Source organism: Pseudomonas sp. MT3 (assembly GCF_054720805.1).
Genome location: NZ_JBTVPY010000019.1, coordinates 16,521 through 36,904, shown reverse-complemented (window position 1 = coordinate 36,904; position 20,384 = coordinate 16,521). Strand labels below are relative to the sequence as shown.

Genomic DNA, 20,384 nt, shown 5'->3' with positions numbered 1-20,384 from the left:
GCTAAGTTCCTGCGCAGAACTCTAGATCACAGGCCCAGCCCACGTACGACCGTTCGTAGCAAAAAACGAAACTCGCAGTAGCACAATAATATCGGTCCGGGCGCTTCGATCCGGCCCCGTCCTCGCCGGCAAACGGAGGCAATGCCGGAGGGTCATATCTGTGGCGCGCCACCCGGTTCAGCGAGCAGACTCAACGATCGACTCGACAATCAACGAACCGGCCCACCCGCCCCAGCACGTCGCTCCTCGTCGCCGCTTTCAACGAAGCGGCGCAATCCCTGGAACCCGCTGCTTCCGCTACGGCCAGCGCCGCCATTGTTCCATCCCACACTTCCGTCGTATTGCTCATCGGCCAGCGAGAATCGAGAATACCGGCTGCTGAAAACGAGGTGACCCGCCATGATTCTGCGCGGTATGGCACACATGCACATCGACGACCTGCCCGCCAGGTTTCAGGCGCTGCTCCAGGCGCCCGCGGGTTCGGAGTCGGCGGGCTTCGTCTGGGTGGTGTTCTACCAGGGGCGTATCTTTGGCGCCTATCCCACTGCCGATCTCGCGTTGCGCAAGGTGACCGAAATCGAGCATTGCATCAGCGAAGACGAAGTGCCCACCGCGCAATGCTGAAAGCCCCCCATCCAACCAGGCGATAGTGCAAATGCTCCCTCATGTTGCAAAACCCCGCAGCGCCAAACGATCGCGGCTACATGTGCTGCGCGGACGTGTCGGGCTGGGACTCGTCGCCGGCATGTCGGTGCTGGCGGGAATGACCGATGCCATCGGTTTTCTGGCGACCGGGGACTTCGTGTCCTTCATGAGCGGCAATACCACCCGCCTTGCCGTCGCCGTGAATGACCACGACCTCACCACGCTGTGGCGGCTGTCGCTCGCGGTGGTGTGTTTCGTCGCCGGCAATGCCCTGGGCATTGTCCTCGCCCGCGGATTCAAGAGGCAGGCCACGCCGTTGCTCATCGTCGTCGCCGCGCTGCTGGGCTTTGCCGCGCTGTGGCCTGAGGCCCGGAACCTCCCGGCCTTCGCTGCCGCGATCGTCTCGATGGGGATGCTGAACGCGGTCGTGGAACAGGTGAATGGCATGCCCATCGGCCTCACGTATGTCACCGGCGCGCTGTCCCGTTTCGGCCGGGGCCTCGGGCGCTGGCTGCTCGGGGAGCGCAATAACGGCTGGCGCGTTCAGCTCATCCCCTGGAGCGGCATGCTGCTGGGGGCCACGGCGGGGGCCTTTCTGGAGCATCACCTGGGGCTGATGGCGATGGCCGCGAGCAGTGCCCTGGCCTGCACACTGGCCGTGGTCGTCCACTTCGTCCCGCGCGCCTGGCAATTGGGCTACATGCCCCGGTAGTTCCCGGGCACACCCGCCGGCTAGACGAGCACTTGCCGGGTACTGGCTATCAGCTCATGCACCTGGCGCTCAACCTGTTCGTCCGTTGCGGCTTCCGGCCCACGGCCGCGCGGGCATGGCAGGCTCGGGGTAGTCCCGAACAGACGGCAGATCAACGGACGCTCCCCGTACACCTCGCAGCCCTGGGGCCCCAGGTGCACGCAGTTCCATTGCTCGAGGGCGGCCTCATGCTCGGCGTCGCTTTTCCTCGGGAGCCGCGACATTTCCTCGGAGGACGCGGTCACCGGCCCGCAGCAATCGTGGCAGCCAGGCACACAGGCGAACGTCGGGATCTGCCGGCGCAGATGGTCGATCTTTCGACGGGTCGTGCAGCTCATGGGGTTGTCCACCCCAGGCCCTTGCCGGCCCTGCGCGGATAACGCTTGCGCAGGGCCGGATCCGTGATCGTCACTGACATGGCGGCACCTCTCGGATTAGAGATGGATTTCGACATTCTTGATGCCGAGCGCGCGCAACTCATCGATCAGGCCGTCCAGGTGCGCAAACGACTCGACGTCCTCGTTCTCATCCACCAGGAAGAAACTGCGCCCCGCGTCCTTCTTGAAGAACACGATCCACTCCCGGGTATTGGCCGGGTTGGCAATCACGTGGGTGTAAAAGGAGATGCCGGCGGCATTCCGGGCTTTCACATCGTTTCGCTTCACTTCAAATCACCACACTGCATCCGCGCTTGCACCTGTCCATTCAAGATTGCCACCGATCCGCTTCGACGCTGGATAGGCACAGGCTCCCCTGCTGGCGGGCAGCCTGCTCCAAACATGCGTCATGAGGGTTACATGATAACACCCGGAACCGGCCTCGTTTCCCGCCGAGAGCTCTTGAACCCGGCTCATTCGCTGGAGCCGGGCCGTGATATCCCCCTTTGCATGATCGACGGAGGCCAGCATGACTGACTTCCGCAAACTCGCCGATGGTGACGACGAGGGCCGGCTCGCCACCCTGCGCTCGATGCTGGTGGTCGGCCTGACCGTGATGCTCACTGCCTTCGCCGTCACCCTGTCGTACCAGGACCCGGCCGCCGTGGTCAGTGGCCAGATCGTCGACTCGGCGACCCTGGCGGCGATGGACGCCTTCGGCGCCCGGGTCGAGCAGCCGTTCGTGGCCATCGTACTGGTAGCCTTCGTCGCCTGCGTGGTGTCGGCGCAGACTTGCATCGGCCGCGCCACCTTCGGCATGCCCCACCCACTGGACGCGCGCTATCACCTGCACCACTGGCCGCTCAATGCCGTACTGCCGCCCTCTGTGCTGATCGCCAACCGCTCGGCCATCGAAGCGGACGCGAGCTCGGCTGGCGCCCGGAAAGCTGCGAGGTCGAGCGGGGCGACTGCGGTAACCGCCGTTCCCGAGGTCAGCCATTGACGCTGCCGCGCACATTTTCCTGACGCGCGAGTCAACTTTGATCTATCCTGTCACTGTCCATGCTGAGGACACTCTGCGGCCGCCATGGCTTTACTCCTTTCCCATGGCGGCCTTTCTTTTGCAGGCGTTGGGCCTGGCCCCTGGCGTAAACGCCACCGCCGTCATCAAGGCATCCCACGTCATCGTCGGCGTACCTGCCTGACATCCTCCCGCCAGAGCACTGAACGGTGCTCTGGCGCTCCGTCATCTCCAGGCTGTTGTGCTGGCAGCGGCCGCGGCTGAAGCGCCAGAGTTACCATCACGCCTCATATTCATCGTGCCGCCGCCACCAGAGCCCGTGCTCATTGCGTCCCAGCGGCGCGCGGTCCAGCCAGGCGTACATGTTCCACAGCGCATCCAGTCCGCGCGAATAGGTGGAGTAGCTGTGGTAGATGACGTCGCCCTCGCGGATGAAAGTGCTCAAGCCCGGGCGGTCGCGGGCGAAGGTGGGAGCGTCGGTACCGCAGCGGGCGGCGAAGCGGGTCATGGTCTCGGGGATACACGAAGCATCGAGGGCCGGCTCGCCACGGCCGTAGTTGTAGTCGATGTCACCGACGCGCTGCTGTTCCTGGGTGAAGGCGACGTTGAAGTCGAAGTTGAAGTCGCTGTCCTTCGAGGACGCCCAGGGGAAGCGCCAGCCCATGCGCCGCTGGTAGGCCCGCAGCTTCTCCAGGGGCGCACGGGAAACCGCACACAGCGTCACGTCGTGATGGGCCAGGTGAACGACGATGCCGTCGAAGCCGTCGGCGATGGCCGAACAGGACGGGCAGCCGGCGCTGTAGTCCGGGCCGAACATGAAATGGTAGACCAGTAGTTGCGAGCGCCCCTGGAACAGCTCGACCAGGGTGGCGGGGCCGTCCGCCGTGTCGAAGCGGTAGGGCTTGTCGACCTTGACCCAGGGCAATGCCTGGCGCCGGCGAGCGAGTTCGTCACTGTGGCGGGTCAGGGCCTTCTCGGCGTCGAGCAGTTCCAGGCGTGCCGCCAGCCATTGTTCGCGGGTGGCGAGAGGGTGCGTTGCCATGTGGAGTTCCTCCGGTCGCCGGTGGCGACAAGTCGGTCGATGGGCGAGGGATAGGCTAGGCTCGGGACCAGGCATGGCGGGAGTGACAAGTGTGGCGGGATTGCGATGGACGCTCTGGTAACGGCCGCCGCGCGGGCGCTGGCGGCGGGCGATCCGCTGGCGGCGCTGAACCGCATCGCCCTGCGCGACGATCCGCCGGCGCTGGCCTTGCGCGGTATCGCGATGGCGCAGCTGGGCGACCTGGACCGCGCCCGCCTGCTGCTGCGCCGGGCGGCCCGCGCGTTCGGGCCACGGGAAGCGACGTCGCGCGCCCGCTGCATCGTCGCCGAGGCGGAGGTGGCGCTCGCCAGCCGCGACCTCGGCTGGCCGCCCCGTGCGCTGGCCGCCGCACGGGCGACACTGGTGACCCACGGCGACCGGGTGAATGCCGCCCACGCCAGTTACCTGGAAATCCGTCGCCTGCTACTGATCGGCCACGTCGACGAGGCCGAACGGCAACTGGCCGATCTGGATCCCTCGCCCCTGCCCCCGGCCCTGGGCACGACCCACGCGCTGATCGCCGCCGGCATCGCGCTGCGCCGCGTACAGAGCGCGGCGGCTCGGGAGGCTCTTTCACAGGCGCGGCTCACTGCGCGGCGTGCCGGCATTCCCGCGCTGCTGGCGGAGGTGGAACGGGCCACGGCGCTGCTCGATGCGCCCGCCGCCCGCCTGATCGACGACAACGACGAGCGTCCGCTGCGACTGGATGAGGTGGAGCGGCTGCGGGCGTCCGACGCGCTGCTGGTCAATGCCTGTCGCTACGCGGTGTGCCGGGGCGAGCAGGTGATTTCGCTGGCGCGGCGACCGGTGCTGTTCTGCCTGGCCCAGGCGCTCGCCGAAAGCTGGCCGACCGATGTACCGCGCAACACGCTGATCGCCCGGGCCTTCCGCACTCGCGCGCCGGACGAAAGCCATCGCGCCCGCCTGCGAGTCGAGATCGGCCGGCTGCGCAAGTCGCTTGCCACGCTGGCCGGGGTCAAGGCGACGCCGCGTGGTTTCATACTGGTCCCACTGGCCACGCGGGACGTGTACGTGCTGGCCCGGCCGCTGGAGGAGCGCCACGCGGCGGTGCTGGCGTGCCTGGCCGATGGCGAGGCCTGGTCGAGTTCGGCGCTGGCCCTCGCCCTGGGCGGCAGCCAGCGCACCGTGCAGCGCGCGCTCGATGCGCTGGCCGAGAGCGGCAAGGTGCAGTCCTTCGGCCAGGGCCGCGCGCGGCGCTGGACCGCTCCCACGGTGCCGGGTTTCGCGACGACCTTGTTACTCCCCACGCCCTGGTCGGGGAACTAGGCTGGAGTCTCAGACCCATCAGCGAGGACTGTCAGATGAAGCGTTCAACAGCCGAGATCCTCGGCGAGTTCGGTCCCTTCCCCGGAGTCGACGCGGTACACGGCGTCACCTTCGATGGCGAACGCGTCTGGTTCGCCGCGGGTGAGCGGCTGGTCGCCCTCGACCCGGACAGCGGCGAAACCGTCCGCACCCTGGACACCCCCGGCGATGCCGGAACGGCCTTCGATGGCCGGCACCTGTACCAGATCACCGACGCGCGCATCCAGAAGATCGACCCGGCGACTGGCGAAATCCTCGCCAGCATTCCCGCTCCCGGCAACGGCGAGGATTCGGGCCTGGCCTGGGCCGAAGGCACGCTCTGGGTCGGGCAGTACCGCGAACGGAAGATCCACCAGATCGACCCGGACAGCGGAAAGGTACTGCGTACGCTGGAATCCAACCGCTTCGTCACCGGGGTTTCCTGGGTCGACGGTGAGCTCTGGCACGGCACCTGGGAGAACGAGCAGAGCGACATCCGGCGCATCGACCCCGGCAGCGGCGACGTCCTGGAAAGCGTGGAAATGCCGGCCGGCATCGGCGTGTCCGGGCTGGAGTCCGACGGTGGCGAGCGCTTCTTCTGCGGCGGTGGCGGCAGCGGCAAGCTGCGCGCGGTGCGGCGTCCGGCGCGGGGCACGGCCTGACAGAGGACCGTCACCAACAACGCGCTCCTGGCTCACCACGAATGCGTGGGCCAGGTGCCCCGTAATCACCTGCCCGCTCTACCGCAACAGACCGTAGGGCACCGGCGTTTCGTCGCTCCGCTGCTCGCCCCGCCGAAGAACGAGGCGGACCACGCTAATCACTATAAGCCTCCAGCTGACTCCAGTAGCCCGAAAACGATTCGAAACCACTGTACTTGTGTGTGGGAGCCCCTGCGGTACCGTGCGTACTCTCACGACTTGGCGATTGGCACTCCCAACTCAATCGCTGAGACCGAAACCGTCGACAGGGAACAACGATGCAGAAGGTCAACGACTCCCTCCGCGGGTACTCCCATAACGGCCATAAACGCGACCATTTCGTCTGCCGCTACTGCGGCCTAGACGGAACCTTGTCGTTCGCTAATTGGCTTGCACCTTCCTGGGATCATTTGCTCCCCACAGGAGATCCGAACCGCGACAACGAAGACTTCATTGTTACCGCCTGCCTGTTCTGCAATGGAGCCGACAATCGCTACTTCGATCACACGAAAAGGAGGAACGGGTTCGGCCAGCCCCTGGCAACTCGGCAACCTAGCCGCTTTATCCAGCAGCGCCATCACGCTCCTTCAACAACGCCTTGATCACCGCCTCCTGCTCCCCATAGCCGCCCTCCCCGATCGCCAGGTAGCGAATCCGCCCCTGAGCATCGATGAGGTAGTGCGCCGGCCAGTACTGGTTACCGAAGGCATTCCAGATGCGGTACTGGTTGTCCAGCGCCACGGGGTAGTGGATGTCGTGTTTCTTCACCGCTTCGCGGACGTTGGCCGGGATGCGTTCGTAGGGGTATTCCGGGGTGTGCACGCCGATCACCACCAGGCCCTGGTCGGCGTACGTCTTCGCCCAGGCGTTCACGTACGGCAGGCTGTGCTGGCAGTTGATGCAGTCGTAGGTCCAGAAGTCGATCAGCACCACCTTGCCGCGCAGGTCACGCAGGTGCAGTTCGGGGCTGTTGATCCACTCCACGGCGCCTAGCAGTTCCGGAGCCGGGCCGAGGTCGGGCAGGCGTTCGGCGCCCTGGGCGGTGTCGCCGGGCATGAGCCGGGTGAGCAGTACGGGCACGCCCTCGACGACCTTGCGCTCCAGGCTGTTCACCAGCGTGGATGAGCTGCCGGAAGCCAGTTGTGCGCTGGCACCGCTGGCGATGCCGACCACAGCCAGCAGGGCGAGCACGCCAGTGGCACGGCGCAGGCCTTCGATGACCGCCATGCGCGGGCGCAGATGCCGCATCAGGCGGCGACCGGCGAAGAGCACGATGCCCAGTACGGTGGCACTGCCCAGGCCATAGGCGAACAACAGCAGGCTGGTCTGCGCACTCGGCCCTTGCAGCATGGCGCCGGAGAGAATCAGCCCGAGCACCGGCCCGGCGCAGGGCGCCCACAGCAAGCTGGCGGCGAAGCCCGGCAGCCACGCGGAAAGCGCCGGCGGCAGGCGCCGGGATTCGCCCTGCAGGCGATCGCCGATCCACGTCCAGGGCTTGGCCAGAGTGTCGCCGAAGCGCGGCCAGAGCAACGCAACTGCAGAAACCGACAGCAGCGCGAGGGCGACGTAGCGCCCCCACTCGCTGGCGGCGATCACCCAGTTGCTGGAGACGGTCGCCAGGCTCGCCAGCACCGTGAAGCCGCTGGCCAGGCCCAGCAACGTGACCCACGGCGACCACGCCGGGCCGCCGGCGCGCTGCAGCAACAAGGGCAGTACGGGAAGGATGCAGGGGCTGAGCAGGGTCAGCGCCCCGCCGAGAAAGGCGATGAGCAGCATGGGTACCTCAGTGAGCCGTCGGCCCGTGGGGTCGCAATGAATGAACGCCAGGGAATGAACGCCGAGGCCGTCCGTGGCCGCGGCTTCAGGGGAATCAGCCGCCTTCGTTGCAGTTGGTGGCGAACTTGCGATAGGCCAGGCTGCGCGGCTGGCCGTTGGAATCCAGGTAATCCATGCGGGCGTCGACGATGCCGCAGTCGAACGGCGAGGCGCTCTCTTCGTGGATGGCCAGGACGCGCTTCACATCCAGTTTCTGACCGTAGTGGTACTGCTCGGCGGGTTGGGTATCGGCAGCCTGGGCGCCGAAGCTGGCGAAGGCGGCGATGGCAGCGAAGAGGCAAGCGTTGGCGAGCTGGATGGCTTTCATGGTGGTTCTCCTGTCCTGTGTCGGGTTTGCCCGGCGGCGGCTGTGTGCCTCGCCGTTGGTACCCATTTCACGCTCAGGAGGTATCGGGCTTGTGTCGCGCCAGCCCTGGGTTTGCGGCGCCGGGTATCGCCGGCGGCCCTGGATACAGTGCAATACAAAGCCCGGCAGGCAAGCGCGGCGCGGCGCTATACACTCGTTTCAACCCACTACGAACGAGGAACCGGCATGGACCATGTCGATCACGTACTGATCGTCGATGACGACCGCGAGATCCGCGGGCTGGTCGGCAACTACCTGAAGAAGAACGGCCTGCGCGTGAGCCTGGCGGCGGACGGCCGGCAGATGCGCGCCTTCCTCGACGGCAACACGGTCGACCTGATCGTCCTCGACATCATGATGCCCGGCGACGACGGCCTGAAACTGTGCCGCGAGCTGCGCGTGGGCAAGCACAAGTCCACCCCGGTGCTGATGCTCACTGCGCGCAACGACGAGACCGACCGCATCATCGGCCTGGAAATGGGCGCCGACGACTACCTCACCAAGCCCTTCTCCGCCCGTGAGCTGCTGGCGCGGATCAATGCCGTACTGCGGCGCACCCGCATGCTGCCGCCGAACCTGCAGGTCAGCGAGGCCAGCCGGCTGATCGGCTTCGGCCGCTGGAAACTGGACACCACCGCGCGCCACCTGCTCGACGAGGACGGCACCCTGGTCGCCCTGAGCGGCGCCGAATACCGTCTGCTGCGGGTGTTCGTCGATCACCCGCAGCGGGTGCTCAGCCGCGAGCAACTGCTGAACCTCACCCAGGGCCGCGAAGCGGACATCTTCGACCGCTCCATCGACCTGCTGGTCAGCCGCCTGCGCCAGCGCCTGCTGGATGACGCCCGCGAGCCGGCCTACATCAAGACGGTGCGCAGCGAAGGCTATGTCTTCGCCCTCGCGGTCGAACTGCTCGAGCCCAACGAATGAAATCCGTCCTGCACTGGCCACGCACGCTGGCCGCACGCCTGGCGCTGATCTTCCTCGCCGGACTGGTGTTCGCCTACAGCCTGTCGTTCTGCTCGCAGTTCTACGAGCGCTACCAGAGCGCGCGCAACATGATGCTGGGCAACCTGGAAACCGATGTCAGCACCGCCGTCGCCCTGCTCGACCGCCTGCCGAAAGATGAACGCGAGGCGTGGCTGCCGATGGTGCAGCGGCCCAACTACCGCTACCTGCTGAGCGAAGGCCAACCGGGCGAGCCGATGAACATGGCGCGGGCGCCGATGGCCGCCACCTCCATTGCCGATGTCGTCGGGCCGCGCTACCCGCTGCGTTTCGAGAACATTCCCGGCTCCATCCCGCACTTCCAGGTGCACTTGAAACTGAGGGACGGCAGCCCGCTGACCATCGACGTGACGCCCAAGGGCGTGCCGGTGGCGCAGTGGTTGCCCTGGGTGCTGGTCGTGCAACTGGCGCTGTTGCTGTTCTGCACCTGGATCGCCGTGCGCCTGGCCATCCGTCCGCTGACGCACCTGGCGCAAGCCGTGGACCACCTCGACCCTGACGCCCCGGCGCCGGAACTGGACGAACGCGGCCCCAGCGAAGTCGCCTATGCGGCCCGCGCCTTCAATGCGTTGCAAGGCCGCATCGGCGCCTACCTGAAGGAGCGCATGCAACTGCTCGCCGCCATCTCCCACGACCTGCAGACCCCCATCACGCGGATGAAGCTGCGCGTCGAGCAAATGGACGACTCGCCCGAGCGCGAGCGCCTGTGGAGCGACCTGGAAGAAATGCAGCACCTGGTCCGCGAAGGCGTGGCCTACGCCCGCAGCATGGACGGTGCCAGCGAGGCGGCGGTGAAGGTCAACCTCGATGCCTTCCTCGACAGCCTGGTGCTCGACTACCAGGACAGCGGCCAGGCCGTGGAGCTGCACGGCAACAGCCACGCCGTGCTGGAAACCCGCCCGCACGCACTGCGCCGGGTGCTCACCAACCTGGTGGACAACGCGCTGAAATTCGGTGGCTCGGCCCAGGTGGAAGTCGAACGCGATACGCAGGGCGTCGTGTGTGTTCGTGTACTGGACGAGGGCCCCGGCATCCCCGAGGCAGAGCTGGAAGACGTGGTGAAACCCTTCTACCGGGTGGAGAGCTCGCGCAACCGCAGCACCGGCGGCACCGGCCTGGGGCTGGCGATCGCCCAGCAACTGAGCCAGGCGCTGGGCGGCACGCTGAGCCTGTCCAACCGCGCGACCGGCGGGCTGTGTGCGCAACTGGAACTGCGCCCCACCGCCTGACACCTTGCTCGCGAAAGGCTTGCTCGTGAAAGGAACGCCCGTGAAAGGAATGTACAAAGCGATACATGACGGGCCTTACCGGACACATCCGAGATAAGGCCCGTTGACAGCATGGTTCCACGAATCGCGGCGGCATCCCGCACGCCGCGTTCACACTTCGGAGCCTGCCATGAACCGTCCCGTCGAAACCGCCAGCCTGCAGGGCTGGCGCCTGTTCTCCCTGCTCTCGCTGCTGGTGCTGATCGTCACCGCGCTGGCCTTGTGGGCGCAGCCGCAATGGGTGGAAGCGCTGCGCAGTTCGATCCGCGTCACCGCCCGCACCTCCTTCGCGCTGTTCCTTGCCACCTTCCTCGCCTCGTCCCTGGCGGCGCTGGTGCCGAGCGCCTTCACCCGTGGCCTGCTGCGCGAACGACGCTTCCTCGGCCTGGCCTTCGCCTTCTCCCACGCCGTGCACGCGGTGCTGATCCTCCTCTACGTGAAGTTCTTCCCCGAGACTTTCTGGCACGGCCGCAGCGCCGCTGCGAACATCCCCGGCTCCATCGGCTACCTGTTCATCATCCTGCTGACGATCACTTCCTTCCCCGCTGCGGTGAAGCTGCTCGGCTTCCGCCTCTGGAAGGGCCTGCACAGCACCGGCACCTGGGTGATCGCCGGGGTGTTCCTCCTGTCCTTCTACAAGCGCCTGCCGATGGGCTCCTGGTACCCGCTGGGCTTCGGCCTGATCTTCAGCGCCCTCGCCTTCAAGCTGATCGCCAAGCTGGCCGGACGCCTGCGCCGTAGCGTCCGCCCGGCCCTGCCGAACGCGTGACTCCAACTTCCCCCGCGACCGGGCGAAACCATCGCCCGGCCGCCCCTGCCTTGCCCACGACCTTGCCCATGAGGTGCACCATGATCCTGCTCACCCTGAATCCGCTCAAGACCGCCTTCGACCAACTCGACCGTCTCGCCACTTGGAGCTGGGACATTCCCCTGCGGCTGTTCCTGGCCTGGGAGTTCTTCGAATCGGGCCTGGAGAAATGGCACGGCGACAACTGGTTCGAACAGATCCACGCCAGCTTCCCCTTCCCCTTCAACCACTTCTCCGCCGGCTTCGACTGGCAGGTGTCAATGTGGGCCGAGCTGATCGCACCGGTCCTGCTACTGCTGGGCCTGGCGACCCGCTTCGCCTCGGCCTCACTGATCGTCGTGACCCTCGTCGCCATCGCCGCCGTGCACTGGCCGGCGCAATGGTCGAGCCTGGCCGAGCTGGCCCAGGGATACTCGATCACCGACCACGGGTTCGGCAACTACAAGCTGCCGCTGATCTACCTGGTGGCGTTGCTGCCGCTGCTGCTGAAGGGCTCTGGGGCGCTGAGCGTGGATGGCCTGGCACAGCGCTTCCTGGGGGGTTCGCGGATCGACTGATCGCTTTCGCCATCCGGCGGCTCGACAGAAACGCCCTCTCCATTGGAGAGGGCGTTTTCATTTGTCCGCGTAACGGTCGTGCTGCCGTGGAGGACTGGGGTGCCACGCGTCCAGCCATGTGCATGGCAGCCTGGGTATCGCTGCGCGCCCCCTCCTGCGGGTGCGTTCGATTCATACGTTCACGCGCGCCAACACCGACGCAGGCCCCACCTGTAGGAGCGGACTTTGTCCGCGATCGCGGGCATCGCCCGCGCCCACAAGGAAACACACAGCCATAGGCGGGCTCGATCCAAACGGCCGGAGGCGGGCCCAAACGGTAGGGGCGAGCTGGCCCGCGAACGGATTTCCCGGCGACGCCAACGCTGGGCAGGTTCGCGAGCAAGCCCGCGCCTACGAACAACAGAAAGCAAAAAGCCCGCGCACCGATGACGGTGCGCGGGCCAGGCTGTGGATAACCGCGATCAGGGAATGACGAACCCAACCTCGATGTTGCCGCGAGTCGCCCTGGAGTACGGGCAGATCTGGTGCGCCTCGGCCACCAGTTTCGCCTTGTCCTCCACCGTCAGGCCGGGCAGGTGCACGGTGAGTTGGGCGGCCAGAGCGAAACCACCGTCGTCGGTGTTGCCCAGGGAAACTTCGGCGTCCACCGCCACGTCATTGGGAAGACGAAGGTTGTACTTCTGCCCCGCGCGGCGCAGGGCGCCGATGAAGCAGGCGGACCAGCCGACGGCGAACAGTTGCTCGGGGTTGGTGCCGGGACGGCCGGAGCCGGGCGGGCTCAGCGGCAGGTCCAGTTCACCATCGACGGTCTGGCCGCGTCCGTCGCGGCCGCCGGTGGTGTGGGTGTGGGCGGTGTAGATCACGGTTGCCAGGGTATCGGTCATGATGCTTCTCCTTCAGAAGCGAGCCAATGGTGAACGACGTGGAGCGCCGCAGTTGGGGCGGGTGCCGAGCACCACGCCCTGTTCTTTCAGGCTGCGCAGCAGGGCGATGCCCTGTCCTTCGATGGCGGCCGGTTCGACGCCGGCGATCTCCGCCAGCGCCTTGAGGTGTTCGCGGCCGGTAAGCTGCCACTGTTGCAGCGATACCAGCAGGGCATGGGCCAGCGGCGCCAGGCGCGAGAAATGCACCTGCAGATCGGCGCCCCGGCGAGCCAGCAGCAGCGTGGGTTCGGCCGGCATTTCCGACGGAATGTCGTCGGGACCGATATGGCTGACCGGCCAGGTATAGGCCAGTGGCGCGGCGAGGCTGGACAGCAACGGCACGCCGTCGAGCAGGTCGCCGTCCGGATCGTGGTCCGGTTCGGCCTTGTCGCTGAGCAACAGCGCGGTCTCGATCCATTCGTAGTGGGCCAGTTCAGCCACCCAGCCGGGCTGGCCGGCGCGCCCTTCCAGGTAGTCGACGAACTCGCCGGCAACCTCGGTGAACAACGGTGTCCGGCAGTGGAAAACGGCGTAGAAGTCCTCGGTCAGCCCCTGCCACTGCTCGCGTGGCAGGCTGGCGTGGAGCACCGGGAAGTTGCCGGCCAGCAACGATTGCAGGTTGCCGAAGAACAGCTGCCGGTAGACCGCCAGGCGCCGCGCTTCGATGCCCGGCGGCGGCTCATGGGCCTGCGGGTTCCGGATGAAGCGGGTCATGCGCAATTGCTGTTCGCGCAGGCTCTCAGTCATGGCGCACCGCCTTCGATTGCGCGGCGGACTGCAGGCCACGAATGTGCCCGATCTCGCCCAGCAGCTCGGCCAGCGGCGGCAGGTTGAAGTCGCGCTCCAGCAGGGTCGGCACCCTGCCCAGGTGCTGGTAGGCGCTGGCCAGCAGGCTCCACACGTCGTCCTTCACGGCAGCGCCGTGGGTGTCGATCTTCAGGTCCGGCGCCTCGTCGTAGTGCCCGGCGACGTGCAGGCAGACGACGCGCTCCGCCGGTACGCGGGCGAGGAACCCGGCGGCATCGTAGCCGTGGTTGTGGGCGTTGACGTAGAGGTTGTTGACGTCCAGTAGCAGGTCGCAGTCGGCCTCGCTGAGCACCGCGCGGAGGAAGTCGATTTCGCTCAGTGCCTGGTAGGGCGCGGCGTAGTAGGAGATGTTTTCCACGGCGATACGGCGGCCGAGGACGTCCTGCACTTCACGGATGCGGCCGGCAATGTGGCGCACGGCTTCGTCGGTGAAGGGTATGGGAATCAGGTCGTAGAGGTGGCCTTCGTCGGAGCAGTAGCTCAGGTGTTCGCTGAACAGCGGGACGTTGTGCTGGTCGAGGAACCCGCGGATGCGCCCCAGGAAGACGTGGTCCAGAGGCTCGGGGCCGCCGAGGGACAGCGACAGGCCGTGGCAGGACAACGGGAAGCGTTCGGCCAGGCGGACCAGGCCTTCGCCGTAGGAGCCACCGACGCCGATCCAGTTGTCCGGGGCGCATTCGAGGAAGTCGACGGCACCGGCGTCCATCGTCAGCAGGTCGGGCAGCAGCGCGCGGCGCAGGCCGAGGCCGGCTCCTTGCAGGGATACGGAAGTGCTCATGGGCAGTCTCCTTGGCGAAGTGCCCTCCCCGGCCAGCGGCGCGGGGAGGCTGTCGGCGCGGGTCAGTTCCTGGCCTGGCTCAGCTTGCTGTACAGATCGGACGGGAACGGTTTGCCGTTGACGTCGAACTGATTCTTGCGGAACTGGTAGACCTCGCCCTCGGAGAGATAACCGTCGTGGTTGGCGTCGATGGCATCGAACTCGGCGTTGGCCTTGGGCGCCACGGCCAGCAGTTCGGCGCGGGAGACGCGGCCATCGTGGTCGGTGTCGGTACGGGCGAAGGAGGCATCGCCGCACTTGCCTTCACCGCACTTGCCCTCGGCGCCGGTGGCCTTGGCCTGGGCACCGGCGGCACCGCATTTGCCCTCGCCGCACTTGCCTTCACCCTGGGTGGCCTTGGTCTTGGTCTTGGTCTCGGCGGCGCCGCACTTGCCCTCGCCGCACTTGCCCTCCCCGGTCTTGGCGGCGGAGGCCAACTGGTAGCCCTGCGGCAGCGCTTCGACGGCGAAGGCGGAGGACGCCATGTTCAGTCCGCCGGTCAGGGCGACAGCGAGCAAGCCGAGTTGGGTTTTCGAAATACGCGTCATGGTGCTTCTCCAGATGCTTGGGCGCATTCACACGCCGGTTCATGCCTTGATGGCGGAATCCCTGGAACGAAGCGCGCTGGAGGTTCTGCCCTGCCGTCGCGTTGCTCGTTCGGGTAGGGCTATTTCGCCGTAGCGATGTATCGCCGGCGTATCTGGAGCGGGAGTCTTTTGTATGCCAGTGCCCGCTCAGGGGATGGCGGATACAAAGGAATACATGGGCGGGAACGGTTGGCTCGGTGGCGTGGCCGGGTGCGGGACCGTAGGCGCGAACGTGTCAGCCCTTCGTGGGGGGTGCGCGCAGGAGCGAGAGAGGGGACCGTTCGGTGCAGGAGGAAATCTCGGTCTCAGTCGGCACGGTCTGCCCCCTCTCCCTGAGGGAAAGGGTTGGGGTGAGGGGGAAGCGCTGGTACGGATTTCCCCGATAGAAGACAGTTGCTCCTACGGGAGCGCAGCGCCCGGCTTCGGGGCTGCTGGCGAATCCATTCGCGAACAAGCTCGCTCCTACAAGAGCGGGTCGGCTTCGGGCGCTTTTGCAGGAGCAGCGCGGGCCATGTTCGGGGTAATCAGCCCGCTCGACGCGCGGCGATGGCGGTGACTTCCACCTTCATGCCATCGAAGGCCAGCTCGGACACGCCAACGGCGGCGCGCACCGGATAAGGCTTGCCGAAGAAGCTGCAGTACACCTCGTTGAAGGCGGCGCGCTCGGCCATGCTGGTCAGGTAGATGGTCAGGTGCAGGACGTGCTCCAGGCCGCTGCCGGCCTTTTCCAGCGCGACCTTCAGGCTGCGCAGGGTGGCCTCGCTCTGGGCCTTGATGTCGCCCAGCTCCAGGCTGCCGTCCTCGCGGGTGGGGATCTGCGTGGAAACCAGCAGGCCGCCGAAGCCGGCCACGTCGGAAGAGATGGATTCGGGGTCCGCGTCGGGAATGAAGAAGGGGCTGTCATTCTGCGCCATGAGATGCTCTCTACTATCGGGTGTATGAGCGGTGCCCGTTCGGCCCGCCCGGGACGCGCAGCTTAGCCCCATTGCTCCCCTCGCCGCCACGCCGGACGGCGACCTTCCACCTCGCCCAGACCCTTTATTTTTGTCGCCAGTCAATACATCCATCGTATAGGCGGACCATATTTTCCAAGAACTTCCCACGAGGATTATTACAGTTTGGGATATAGACCTTTTCACAATCCGTTATTTAAACCGGGCACTCTTTCGGCATTATGACGCTGGCTTTTCCCTGCCTGGAGCGGGCCGGGGAAAGTTGATTGCAACAATGCCAACGCAACTTCCTGCGATTTCCGCCGTGGTTATTCCATGATCGGATTCATTGTGCCTGCCTATAAAAATTCCGGCCCTCACGCAATTGAACAGGCCGGTTCTCCAAGACTCTAGGGGCAATATCCATGAAGCACCTCAAACGCAGCGCCATCGTGCTTGCCGTTTCCGCCGCCGCCAGCCAGTTCGCCAGCGCCGAACCCTTCGTCACCGACCAGGCCGATGCCAAGGGCTTCGTCGACGATGCCAAGTTCGACGTGCTGCTGCGCAACTACTACTACGACCACGACGGCAAGAATCACACCGCCGATAACCGCGACTGGACCCAGGGCTTCCTCGCCAACTTCTCCTCCGGCTACACCCAGGGCACCGTCGGTTTCGGCGTGGACGCCTTCGGCTACCTGGGCATCAAGCTCGACGCCGGCGGCGGCCGTACCGGCACCGGCAACCTGCCGGTGGACAACCACGGCAAGCCCGAGGACGACTACGGCAAGGCCGGTGGCGCGCTGAAGGTGCGTATTTCCAAGACCGAGCTGAAATTCGGCGACATGCAGCCGGTCGCACCGGTGTTCGCCGCCGGCGGCAGCCGCCTGATTCCGCAAACCGCGTCGGGCTTCAACCTGCTGAGCAGCGAAATCGAGGGCCTGGACCTGGAAGCCGGCCACTTCACCGCTGGTACCAGCCCGATCACCACCAGCCACGACGGCGGCCTGTACGCGACCTACGCGGACGTCGAAGCCGACAGCGTCGACTATGTCGGCGGCCTGTACGCGATCACCGACAACCTGAACGTCTCGCTGTACGGTTCCGAGTTCGAGGACATCTGGCGCCAGTACTACGCCAACGTGAACTACCTGCAGCCGCTGGGCGGCGACCAGTCGCTGGGCCTGGATTTCAACATCTACCGCACCAATGACTACGGCCAGGCCAAGGCCGGCGAGATCAGCAACACCACCTGGTCGCTGGCAGCCGCGTACGCCTTCCTGCAGGCGCACACCGTCACCCTGGCCTTCCAGAAGGTCCACGGCGACACCCCGTTCGACTACGTGGGCTTCGGCGACAACGGCTCGGGCGCCGGCGGCGACTCGATCTTCCTCGCCAACTCCGTGCAGTTCTCCGACTTCAACGGCCCGGGCGAACGCTCCTGGCAGGCACGCTACGACCTGGCGATGGACACCTACGGCGTACCCGGCCTGAGCTTCATGGCCCGCTACATCAACGGCGACAACATCGACGGCACCCACGCCGACCCGAACGGCCGGTACGTCGGCATGTACGGTGAAGACGGCAAGCACCACGAAACCGACTTCGAAGCCAAGTACGTCGTGCAGTCCGGCCCGGTGAAGGACATGTCCTTCCGCCTGCGCCAGGCCTTCCACCGCTCCAATACCGATCAGGGCGAGTCCGACAACAACGAACTGCGTCTGATCGTCGATTATCCGCTGTCGATCCTGTAATTCGGCGCGAATAATCAAAGGGCAACTTTCGGACTCATTCGAGAGTTGCCCTTGCTATTTCATCGTCCATTATTGCACTGCGATATAAAGTCTCTTCCCCGGATCGGGGTTTATCCACTCCGGCAAACTTTCTAGAATCCCCACCATCTTTCCCGCTTTCGATATCGTCTCTTGCCGATTATCGAAAGATGACTCCTGACGTTGATATTGTGATTGCTCCTTCAACGTCCTTCCGAACCGCTCCCTGGAGCGGTTTTTTTTATGCCCGCCCATCGCTGGCGCACTCCTGGCGGAATCACACGGGAACATCGGCGGTCAAAACAGAGACAGTCGCGGCAATCCGAATGCCCACATAGCTGAAGGAGGCCACTACCATGAGCGCGATGACTCTCGAAGGCTGGTGCAAGACCCGCCCCGACCAGAAACCCACCCCGCTGGAAGACATCCACTTCTTCGTCAGCGATGCCGACCACCTGCGCCTGGAACACGCCGAGGAATACCTGCAGAACAGTGGGGCGCATGACGTGATGGTGGACGCCGACCTGGACAACCTCGACCTGAAGATGCCCGAAGGCTTCGGCCCGCTCTCCGATTGCCAGTACCGCGTCTACCTGAGCCACGGCGACCAGCGCGGGCACTTCCACCTGGTCGGCCACCGGGCCAGCGATGGCAGCCTGATCTACACCAATGCCGTCCTGATCGACCAACTCCTGGGCTAATCGACCTGTGCCCCGCGCTGCGCACGCAGCGTGGCGGACGCGGGCCATCAGTTCACTCGTCGCCCGTCCTTCATGTGGAGATTGTGGCGCGTGCCCGCGCGTGATCTCATAGGGCCATCTGCCGGACGCGAGGCCCCCCGCCCCTCCGCCAGACAGGGAAACGCCCCCACTCTCCGGTGAAGAAGCAGCCATCCGATGCAAACTTCCAGTGATCCTGATGTTCAGGAGTACGGGCGATTCGACAGTCTCCTACGCCTTGCCCGCTATCCACTCGGCGCGGCCGCCGCCTTGCTGGCCGACGTCCACGGCCGCCTGCTGGGTTTCGATGGCCTGGCCCGCGAAGCGGCGCAATCCTTCGCCACCCTGCTTTGCCTGAATGCCGCTTCGGCTCCCCTGCGCACCCGCGAAGCCGACCTGTACCCGCTGGCGGTCGTCGTCCTGCATGCCGCCGACGGCGCCGCCCTCGGCTGGCTGTGCGTGCTGGACAACCAACCACGCGCACTGGATGTCGCCGCGCGCGGCGCGCTGGACGATGCCGCCAGCATCGCCCGGGAACTGCTGGAGCGCCCCGATGAACGACGCCTGGCACTGGCCATCGCCGGCAGCGGTACCGGCGTGTGGGACCGGCACGTCCCCAGCGGCGAGATTCACTATTCCCCCGGCTGGAAGGCCCTGCTGGGCTACACCGACGACGAAGTCGGCAAGCGCATCGAAGACGCCTATGCGCGCGTTCACCCCGACGATCTCGACTACGTCCAGGCGACCATCAGCGCACACTTCGACGGCCACACCCCGGCCTATGAAGTGGAGCACCGGCTGCGCCACAAGGATGGTCACTACATCTGGGTCTGCAGCCGCGGCAAGGTGATCGAGCGCGACGATGCCGGCCGCCCCTTGCGCATGATCGGCACCACCACCGACATCACCGCGTTGCGGAGCGTCTCGGAACAGTTGCGGCAGAACGTCGAACTGCTGACCGACCTGACCGATGAAATCCCCGGCATGGTCTTCCAGTTCCGGCACCGGCCCGATGGCACCAGCACCTTCCCCTACGTCAGCGCCGGTGTGATGGACATCTACGGCATGACCGCCGAGCAGATCAGCGGTAATGCGGCGGTCCTGCACGACCGGGTCCACCCGGACGACCTGCCCGCGCTCCTCGCCTCGCTGGACCTCTCCGCCTCGACGCTGCATCCGTGGCGGCATGAGTTCCGCGTGCAGCTTCCCGGACGCGGCATCCTCTGGCGCCAGGGCAACGCCCAGCCCAAGCGCCTGGCCGACGGCAGCGTGATCTGGCACGGCCTGGTCACCGACGTCACCGAGCGCAAACGCATCGAAGTCGAGCTACAGGTGCTGGCAACCACCGACTTCCTCACCCAGTTGCCCAACCGCCGCCACTTCATGCAACTGATCGAGGCCGAGCTGGGCCGCGTGCAGCGTTCGCTGACGCGCAGTGCCGCGATCCTGATGTGCGACCTGGACCACTTCAAGGCCATCAACGACCGCTGGGGCCACGGCATCGGAGACGAGGCGCTGCGCCACTTCGCCGGCATTCTCGGGCGGGCGATCCGTCGCATCGATTTCGCCGGACGCATGGGCGGCGAGGAGTTCGCCATCGTGCTCGGCGACGCCGACGTCAGCAGCGCGGTGACCTTCGCCAGGCGCCTGCAGCAGCAACTGGCCGACCGGCCGCTGCTCCTGGGCTGCGAACGCATCCCGCTGAGCATCAGCATCGGCGTCGCTACCCTCCAGGCCAACGACGTCTCCGCCGAGGCCGCCCTTTCGCGCAGCGACAGCGCGCTCTATCGCGCCAAGCAGAACGGCCGTAACCGCATCGAGTGCGACTGAGCGGCAACCCGCGAGGCAGAGCGCGCCGCCCGGCGCGCCCTGCCGCTGCCATGAAAAAATGTTCAGAATTTTTCACCATTATTTACGAACGTTGTAAATAATGGACTTTTTGCTTTGCTTGGTTATTTTAAAAAATCCTTAAAAAACAAAGCATTACTCTTATTTCTCGACAAGACTTCGGTCATTATTTTTGACGCCAATCAGCGATTTCGTTTGACATATTTAACGGCTCTGGCAGGCTGGTAGGCAGGTTTCGACCGGGAAACTTCGCCTTCTGTGCGTTCCCGGCAGTGCTC

21 protein-coding genes and 2 pseudogenes are annotated in these 20,384 nt (G+C 65.8%); 13 read left to right on the top strand and 10 right to left on the bottom strand.

Annotated elements, in window-relative coordinates; translation table 11 throughout:
* Positions 1-399: 399 nt before the first annotated feature.
* Together ACYCAX_RS19140 and ACYCAX_RS19135 are read left to right on the top strand one after the other, a co-directional pair.
* Positions 400-624 carry a hypothetical protein gene (locus ACYCAX_RS19140; protein WP_015475999.1) on the top strand — a complete coding sequence of 75 codons (225 nt, stop codon included), beginning with the start codon at positions 400-402 and terminating at the stop codon, positions 622-624.
* 31 nt (positions 625-655) lie between these two features.
* A complete protein-coding gene (locus ACYCAX_RS19135; RefSeq protein WP_015475998.1) occupies positions 656-1,357 on the top strand; it encodes a YoaK family protein in 702 nt (233 codons plus the stop codon).
* Positions 1,358-1,377: 20 nt separating this feature from the next.
* Here ACYCAX_RS19135 and ACYCAX_RS19130 read toward each other — a convergent pair whose 3' ends face one another.
* Both ACYCAX_RS19130 and ACYCAX_RS19125 read right to left on the bottom strand, forming a co-directional pair.
* Positions 1,378-1,734 carry a YkgJ family cysteine cluster protein gene (locus ACYCAX_RS19130; protein WP_294972814.1) on the bottom strand — a complete coding sequence of 119 codons (357 nt, stop codon included), beginning with the start codon at positions 1,732-1,734 and terminating at the stop codon, positions 1,378-1,380.
* A gap of 96 nt (positions 1,735-1,830) precedes the next feature.
* Positions 1,831-2,061 (bottom strand): hypothetical protein, encoded by a 231-nt coding sequence (locus tag ACYCAX_RS19125; RefSeq protein WP_460248598.1) that lies wholly within the window; start codon positions 2,059-2,061, stop codon positions 1,831-1,833.
* Positions 2,062-2,350: 289 nt separating this feature from the next.
* On the opposite strand from ACYCAX_RS19125, the pseudogene ACYCAX_RS19120 reads away from it, so the two are divergent.
* Both ACYCAX_RS19120 and ACYCAX_RS19115 read left to right on the top strand, forming a co-directional pair.
* Positions 2,351-2,593: pseudogene (locus ACYCAX_RS19120) on the top strand (APC family permease); the annotation flags it as partial.
* Positions 2,594-2,903: 310 nt separating this feature from the next.
* A pseudogene (locus tag ACYCAX_RS19115) lies at positions 2,904-2,978 on the top strand (TOBE domain-containing protein); the annotation flags it as partial.
* Between the two features lie 96 nt (positions 2,979-3,074).
* Here the strand turns inward: ACYCAX_RS19115 and ACYCAX_RS19110 are convergent.
* Positions 3,075-3,836, bottom strand: a complete 762-nt coding sequence (locus tag ACYCAX_RS19110; protein WP_460248597.1) for a DUF899 domain-containing protein — start codon at positions 3,834-3,836, stop codon at positions 3,075-3,077.
* Between the two features lie 105 nt (positions 3,837-3,941).
* On the opposite strand from ACYCAX_RS19110, the gene ACYCAX_RS19105 reads away from it, so the two are divergent.
* Both ACYCAX_RS19105 and ACYCAX_RS19100 read left to right on the top strand, forming a co-directional pair.
* A complete protein-coding gene (locus tag ACYCAX_RS19105) occupies positions 3,942-5,162 on the top strand; it encodes a helix-turn-helix domain-containing protein (protein ID WP_460248596.1) in 1,221 nt (406 codons plus the stop codon).
* A 35-nt stretch (positions 5,163-5,197) separates the two neighbouring features.
* Positions 5,198-5,842 (top strand): Vgb family protein, encoded by a 645-nt coding sequence (locus ACYCAX_RS19100; protein WP_015475992.1) that lies wholly within the window; start codon positions 5,198-5,200, stop codon positions 5,840-5,842.
* A gap of 600 nt (positions 5,843-6,442) precedes the next feature.
* On the opposite strand, the gene ACYCAX_RS19095 is transcribed toward ACYCAX_RS19100, so the two are convergent.
* The gene (locus tag ACYCAX_RS19095) at positions 6,443-7,657 is read right to left on the bottom strand and encodes a cytochrome c biogenesis protein DipZ (protein ID WP_460248595.1); all 1,215 of its coding nucleotides are present in this window, start codon (positions 7,655-7,657) and stop codon (positions 6,443-6,445) included.
* A gap of 94 nt (positions 7,658-7,751) precedes the next feature.
* On the bottom strand, positions 7,752-8,024 hold the full coding sequence (locus ACYCAX_RS19090) for a DUF2790 domain-containing protein (RefSeq protein WP_015475990.1): 273 nt from the start codon (positions 8,022-8,024) through the stop codon (positions 7,752-7,754).
* A 225-nt stretch (positions 8,025-8,249) separates the two neighbouring features.
* Here ACYCAX_RS19090 and ACYCAX_RS19085 point away from each other — a divergent pair, with 225 nt between their 5' ends.
* From ACYCAX_RS19085 to ACYCAX_RS19070, 4 genes are all read left to right on the top strand, one after another.
* On the top strand, positions 8,250-8,990 hold the full coding sequence (locus ACYCAX_RS19085; RefSeq protein ID WP_294972826.1) for a response regulator: 741 nt from the start codon (positions 8,250-8,252) through the stop codon (positions 8,988-8,990).
* Positions 8,987-10,297, top strand: a complete 1,311-nt coding sequence (locus tag ACYCAX_RS19080) for an ATP-binding protein (RefSeq protein ID WP_460248594.1) — start codon at positions 8,987-8,989, stop codon at positions 10,295-10,297. Before ACYCAX_RS19085 ends, ACYCAX_RS19080 begins: the two co-directional genes overlap by 4 nt.
* Positions 10,298-10,466: 169 nt before the next feature.
* Positions 10,467-11,105 (top strand): ferric reductase-like transmembrane domain-containing protein, encoded by a 639-nt coding sequence (locus tag ACYCAX_RS19075; protein ID WP_015475987.1) that lies wholly within the window; start codon positions 10,467-10,469, stop codon positions 11,103-11,105.
* A gap of 80 nt (positions 11,106-11,185) precedes the next feature.
* A complete protein-coding gene (locus ACYCAX_RS19070; RefSeq protein ID WP_460248593.1) occupies positions 11,186-11,701 on the top strand; it encodes an HvfX family Cu-binding RiPP maturation protein in 516 nt (171 codons plus the stop codon).
* Between the two features lie 461 nt (positions 11,702-12,162).
* Here ACYCAX_RS19070 and ACYCAX_RS19065 read toward each other — a convergent pair whose 3' ends face one another.
* The 5 genes from ACYCAX_RS19065 to ACYCAX_RS19045 form a co-directional block, all read right to left on the bottom strand.
* Positions 12,163-12,585 (bottom strand): organic hydroperoxide resistance protein, encoded by a 423-nt coding sequence (locus ACYCAX_RS19065; protein WP_015475985.1) that lies wholly within the window; start codon positions 12,583-12,585, stop codon positions 12,163-12,165.
* A gap of 12 nt (positions 12,586-12,597) precedes the next feature.
* Positions 12,598-13,371 carry an HvfC family RiPP maturation protein gene (locus ACYCAX_RS19060; protein ID WP_294972835.1) on the bottom strand — a complete coding sequence of 258 codons (774 nt, stop codon included), beginning with the start codon at positions 13,369-13,371 and terminating at the stop codon, positions 12,598-12,600.
* Positions 13,364-14,209, bottom strand: a complete 846-nt coding sequence (locus tag ACYCAX_RS19055) for an HvfB family MNIO-type RiPP peptide maturase (RefSeq protein ID WP_015475983.1) — start codon at positions 14,207-14,209, stop codon at positions 13,364-13,366. The genes ACYCAX_RS19060 and ACYCAX_RS19055 overlap by 8 nt, the downstream gene beginning before the upstream one ends.
* Before the next feature lie 62 nt (positions 14,210-14,271).
* Positions 14,272-14,796 (bottom strand): HvfA family oxazolone/thioamide-modified RiPP metallophore, encoded by a 525-nt coding sequence (locus tag ACYCAX_RS19050; protein WP_294972838.1) that lies wholly within the window; start codon positions 14,794-14,796, stop codon positions 14,272-14,274.
* A 563-nt stretch (positions 14,797-15,359) separates the two neighbouring features.
* Positions 15,360-15,749: a RidA family protein gene (locus ACYCAX_RS19045; protein WP_015475980.1), complete on the bottom strand. Its 390-nt coding sequence runs from the start codon at positions 15,747-15,749 to the stop codon at positions 15,360-15,362.
* Between the two features lie 443 nt (positions 15,750-16,192).
* Between ACYCAX_RS19045 and ACYCAX_RS19040 the strand changes: the two genes are divergently transcribed.
* The 3 genes from ACYCAX_RS19040 (at position 16,193) to ACYCAX_RS19030 (ending at position 20,088) form a co-directional block, all read left to right on the top strand.
* Positions 16,193-17,521: an OprD family porin gene (locus tag ACYCAX_RS19040; protein WP_015475979.1), complete on the top strand. Its 1,329-nt coding sequence runs from the start codon at positions 16,193-16,195 to the stop codon at positions 17,519-17,521.
* A 374-nt stretch (positions 17,522-17,895) separates the two neighbouring features.
* Positions 17,896-18,240 carry a hypothetical protein gene (locus tag ACYCAX_RS19035; RefSeq protein ID WP_015475978.1) on the top strand — a complete coding sequence of 115 codons (345 nt, stop codon included), beginning with the start codon at positions 17,896-17,898 and terminating at the stop codon, positions 18,238-18,240.
* Between the two features lie 195 nt (positions 18,241-18,435).
* The gene (locus ACYCAX_RS19030; RefSeq protein ID WP_051070423.1) at positions 18,436-20,088 is read left to right on the top strand and encodes a sensor domain-containing diguanylate cyclase; all 1,653 of its coding nucleotides are present in this window, start codon (positions 18,436-18,438) and stop codon (positions 20,086-20,088) included.
* Positions 20,089-20,384 lie beyond the last annotated feature (296 nt).

Coding starts and splice junctions, on each gene's coding strand:
- ACYCAX_RS19090 (WP_015475990.1), bottom strand. CDS start 8,024: ATGAAAGCCATCCAGCTCGCCAACGCTTGCCTCTTCGCTGCCATCGCC.
- ACYCAX_RS19070 (WP_460248593.1), top strand. CDS start 11,186: ATGATCCTGCTCACCCTGAATCCGCTCAAGACCGCCTTCGACCAACTC.
- ACYCAX_RS19140 (WP_015475999.1), top strand. CDS start 400: ATGATTCTGCGCGGTATGGCACACATGCACATCGACGACCTGCCCGCC.
- ACYCAX_RS19135 (WP_015475998.1), top strand. CDS start 656: ATGCTCCCTCATGTTGCAAAACCCCGCAGCGCCAAACGATCGCGGCTA.
- ACYCAX_RS19040 (WP_015475979.1), top strand. CDS start 16,193: ATGAAGCACCTCAAACGCAGCGCCATCGTGCTTGCCGTTTCCGCCGCC.
- ACYCAX_RS19085 (WP_294972826.1), top strand. CDS start 8,250: ATGGACCATGTCGATCACGTACTGATCGTCGATGACGACCGCGAGATC.
- ACYCAX_RS19095 (WP_460248595.1), bottom strand. CDS start 7,657: ATGCTGCTCATCGCCTTTCTCGGCGGGGCGCTGACCCTGCTCAGCCCC.
- ACYCAX_RS19110 (WP_460248597.1), bottom strand. CDS start 3,836: ATGGCAACGCACCCTCTCGCCACCCGCGAACAATGGCTGGCGGCACGC.
- ACYCAX_RS19080 (WP_460248594.1), top strand. CDS start 8,987: ATGAAATCCGTCCTGCACTGGCCACGCACGCTGGCCGCACGCCTGGCG.
- ACYCAX_RS19055 (WP_015475983.1), bottom strand. CDS start 14,209: ATGAGCACTTCCGTATCCCTGCAAGGAGCCGGCCTCGGCCTGCGCCGC.
- ACYCAX_RS19060 (WP_294972835.1), bottom strand. CDS start 13,371: ATGACTGAGAGCCTGCGCGAACAGCAATTGCGCATGACCCGCTTCATC.
- ACYCAX_RS19030 (WP_051070423.1), top strand. CDS start 18,436: ATGCAAACTTCCAGTGATCCTGATGTTCAGGAGTACGGGCGATTCGAC.
- ACYCAX_RS19045 (WP_015475980.1), bottom strand. CDS start 15,749: ATGGCGCAGAATGACAGCCCCTTCTTCATTCCCGACGCGGACCCCGAA.
- ACYCAX_RS19130 (WP_294972814.1), bottom strand. CDS start 1,734: ATGAGCTGCACGACCCGTCGAAAGATCGACCATCTGCGCCGGCAGATC.
- ACYCAX_RS19075 (WP_015475987.1), top strand. CDS start 10,467: ATGAACCGTCCCGTCGAAACCGCCAGCCTGCAGGGCTGGCGCCTGTTC.
- ACYCAX_RS19100 (WP_015475992.1), top strand. CDS start 5,198: ATGAAGCGTTCAACAGCCGAGATCCTCGGCGAGTTCGGTCCCTTCCCC.
- ACYCAX_RS19065 (WP_015475985.1), bottom strand. CDS start 12,585: ATGACCGATACCCTGGCAACCGTGATCTACACCGCCCACACCCACACC.
- ACYCAX_RS19105 (WP_460248596.1), top strand. CDS start 3,942: ATGGACGCTCTGGTAACGGCCGCCGCGCGGGCGCTGGCGGCGGGCGAT.
- ACYCAX_RS19035 (WP_015475978.1), top strand. CDS start 17,896: ATGAGCGCGATGACTCTCGAAGGCTGGTGCAAGACCCGCCCCGACCAG.
- ACYCAX_RS19050 (WP_294972838.1), bottom strand. CDS start 14,796: ATGACGCGTATTTCGAAAACCCAACTCGGCTTGCTCGCTGTCGCCCTG.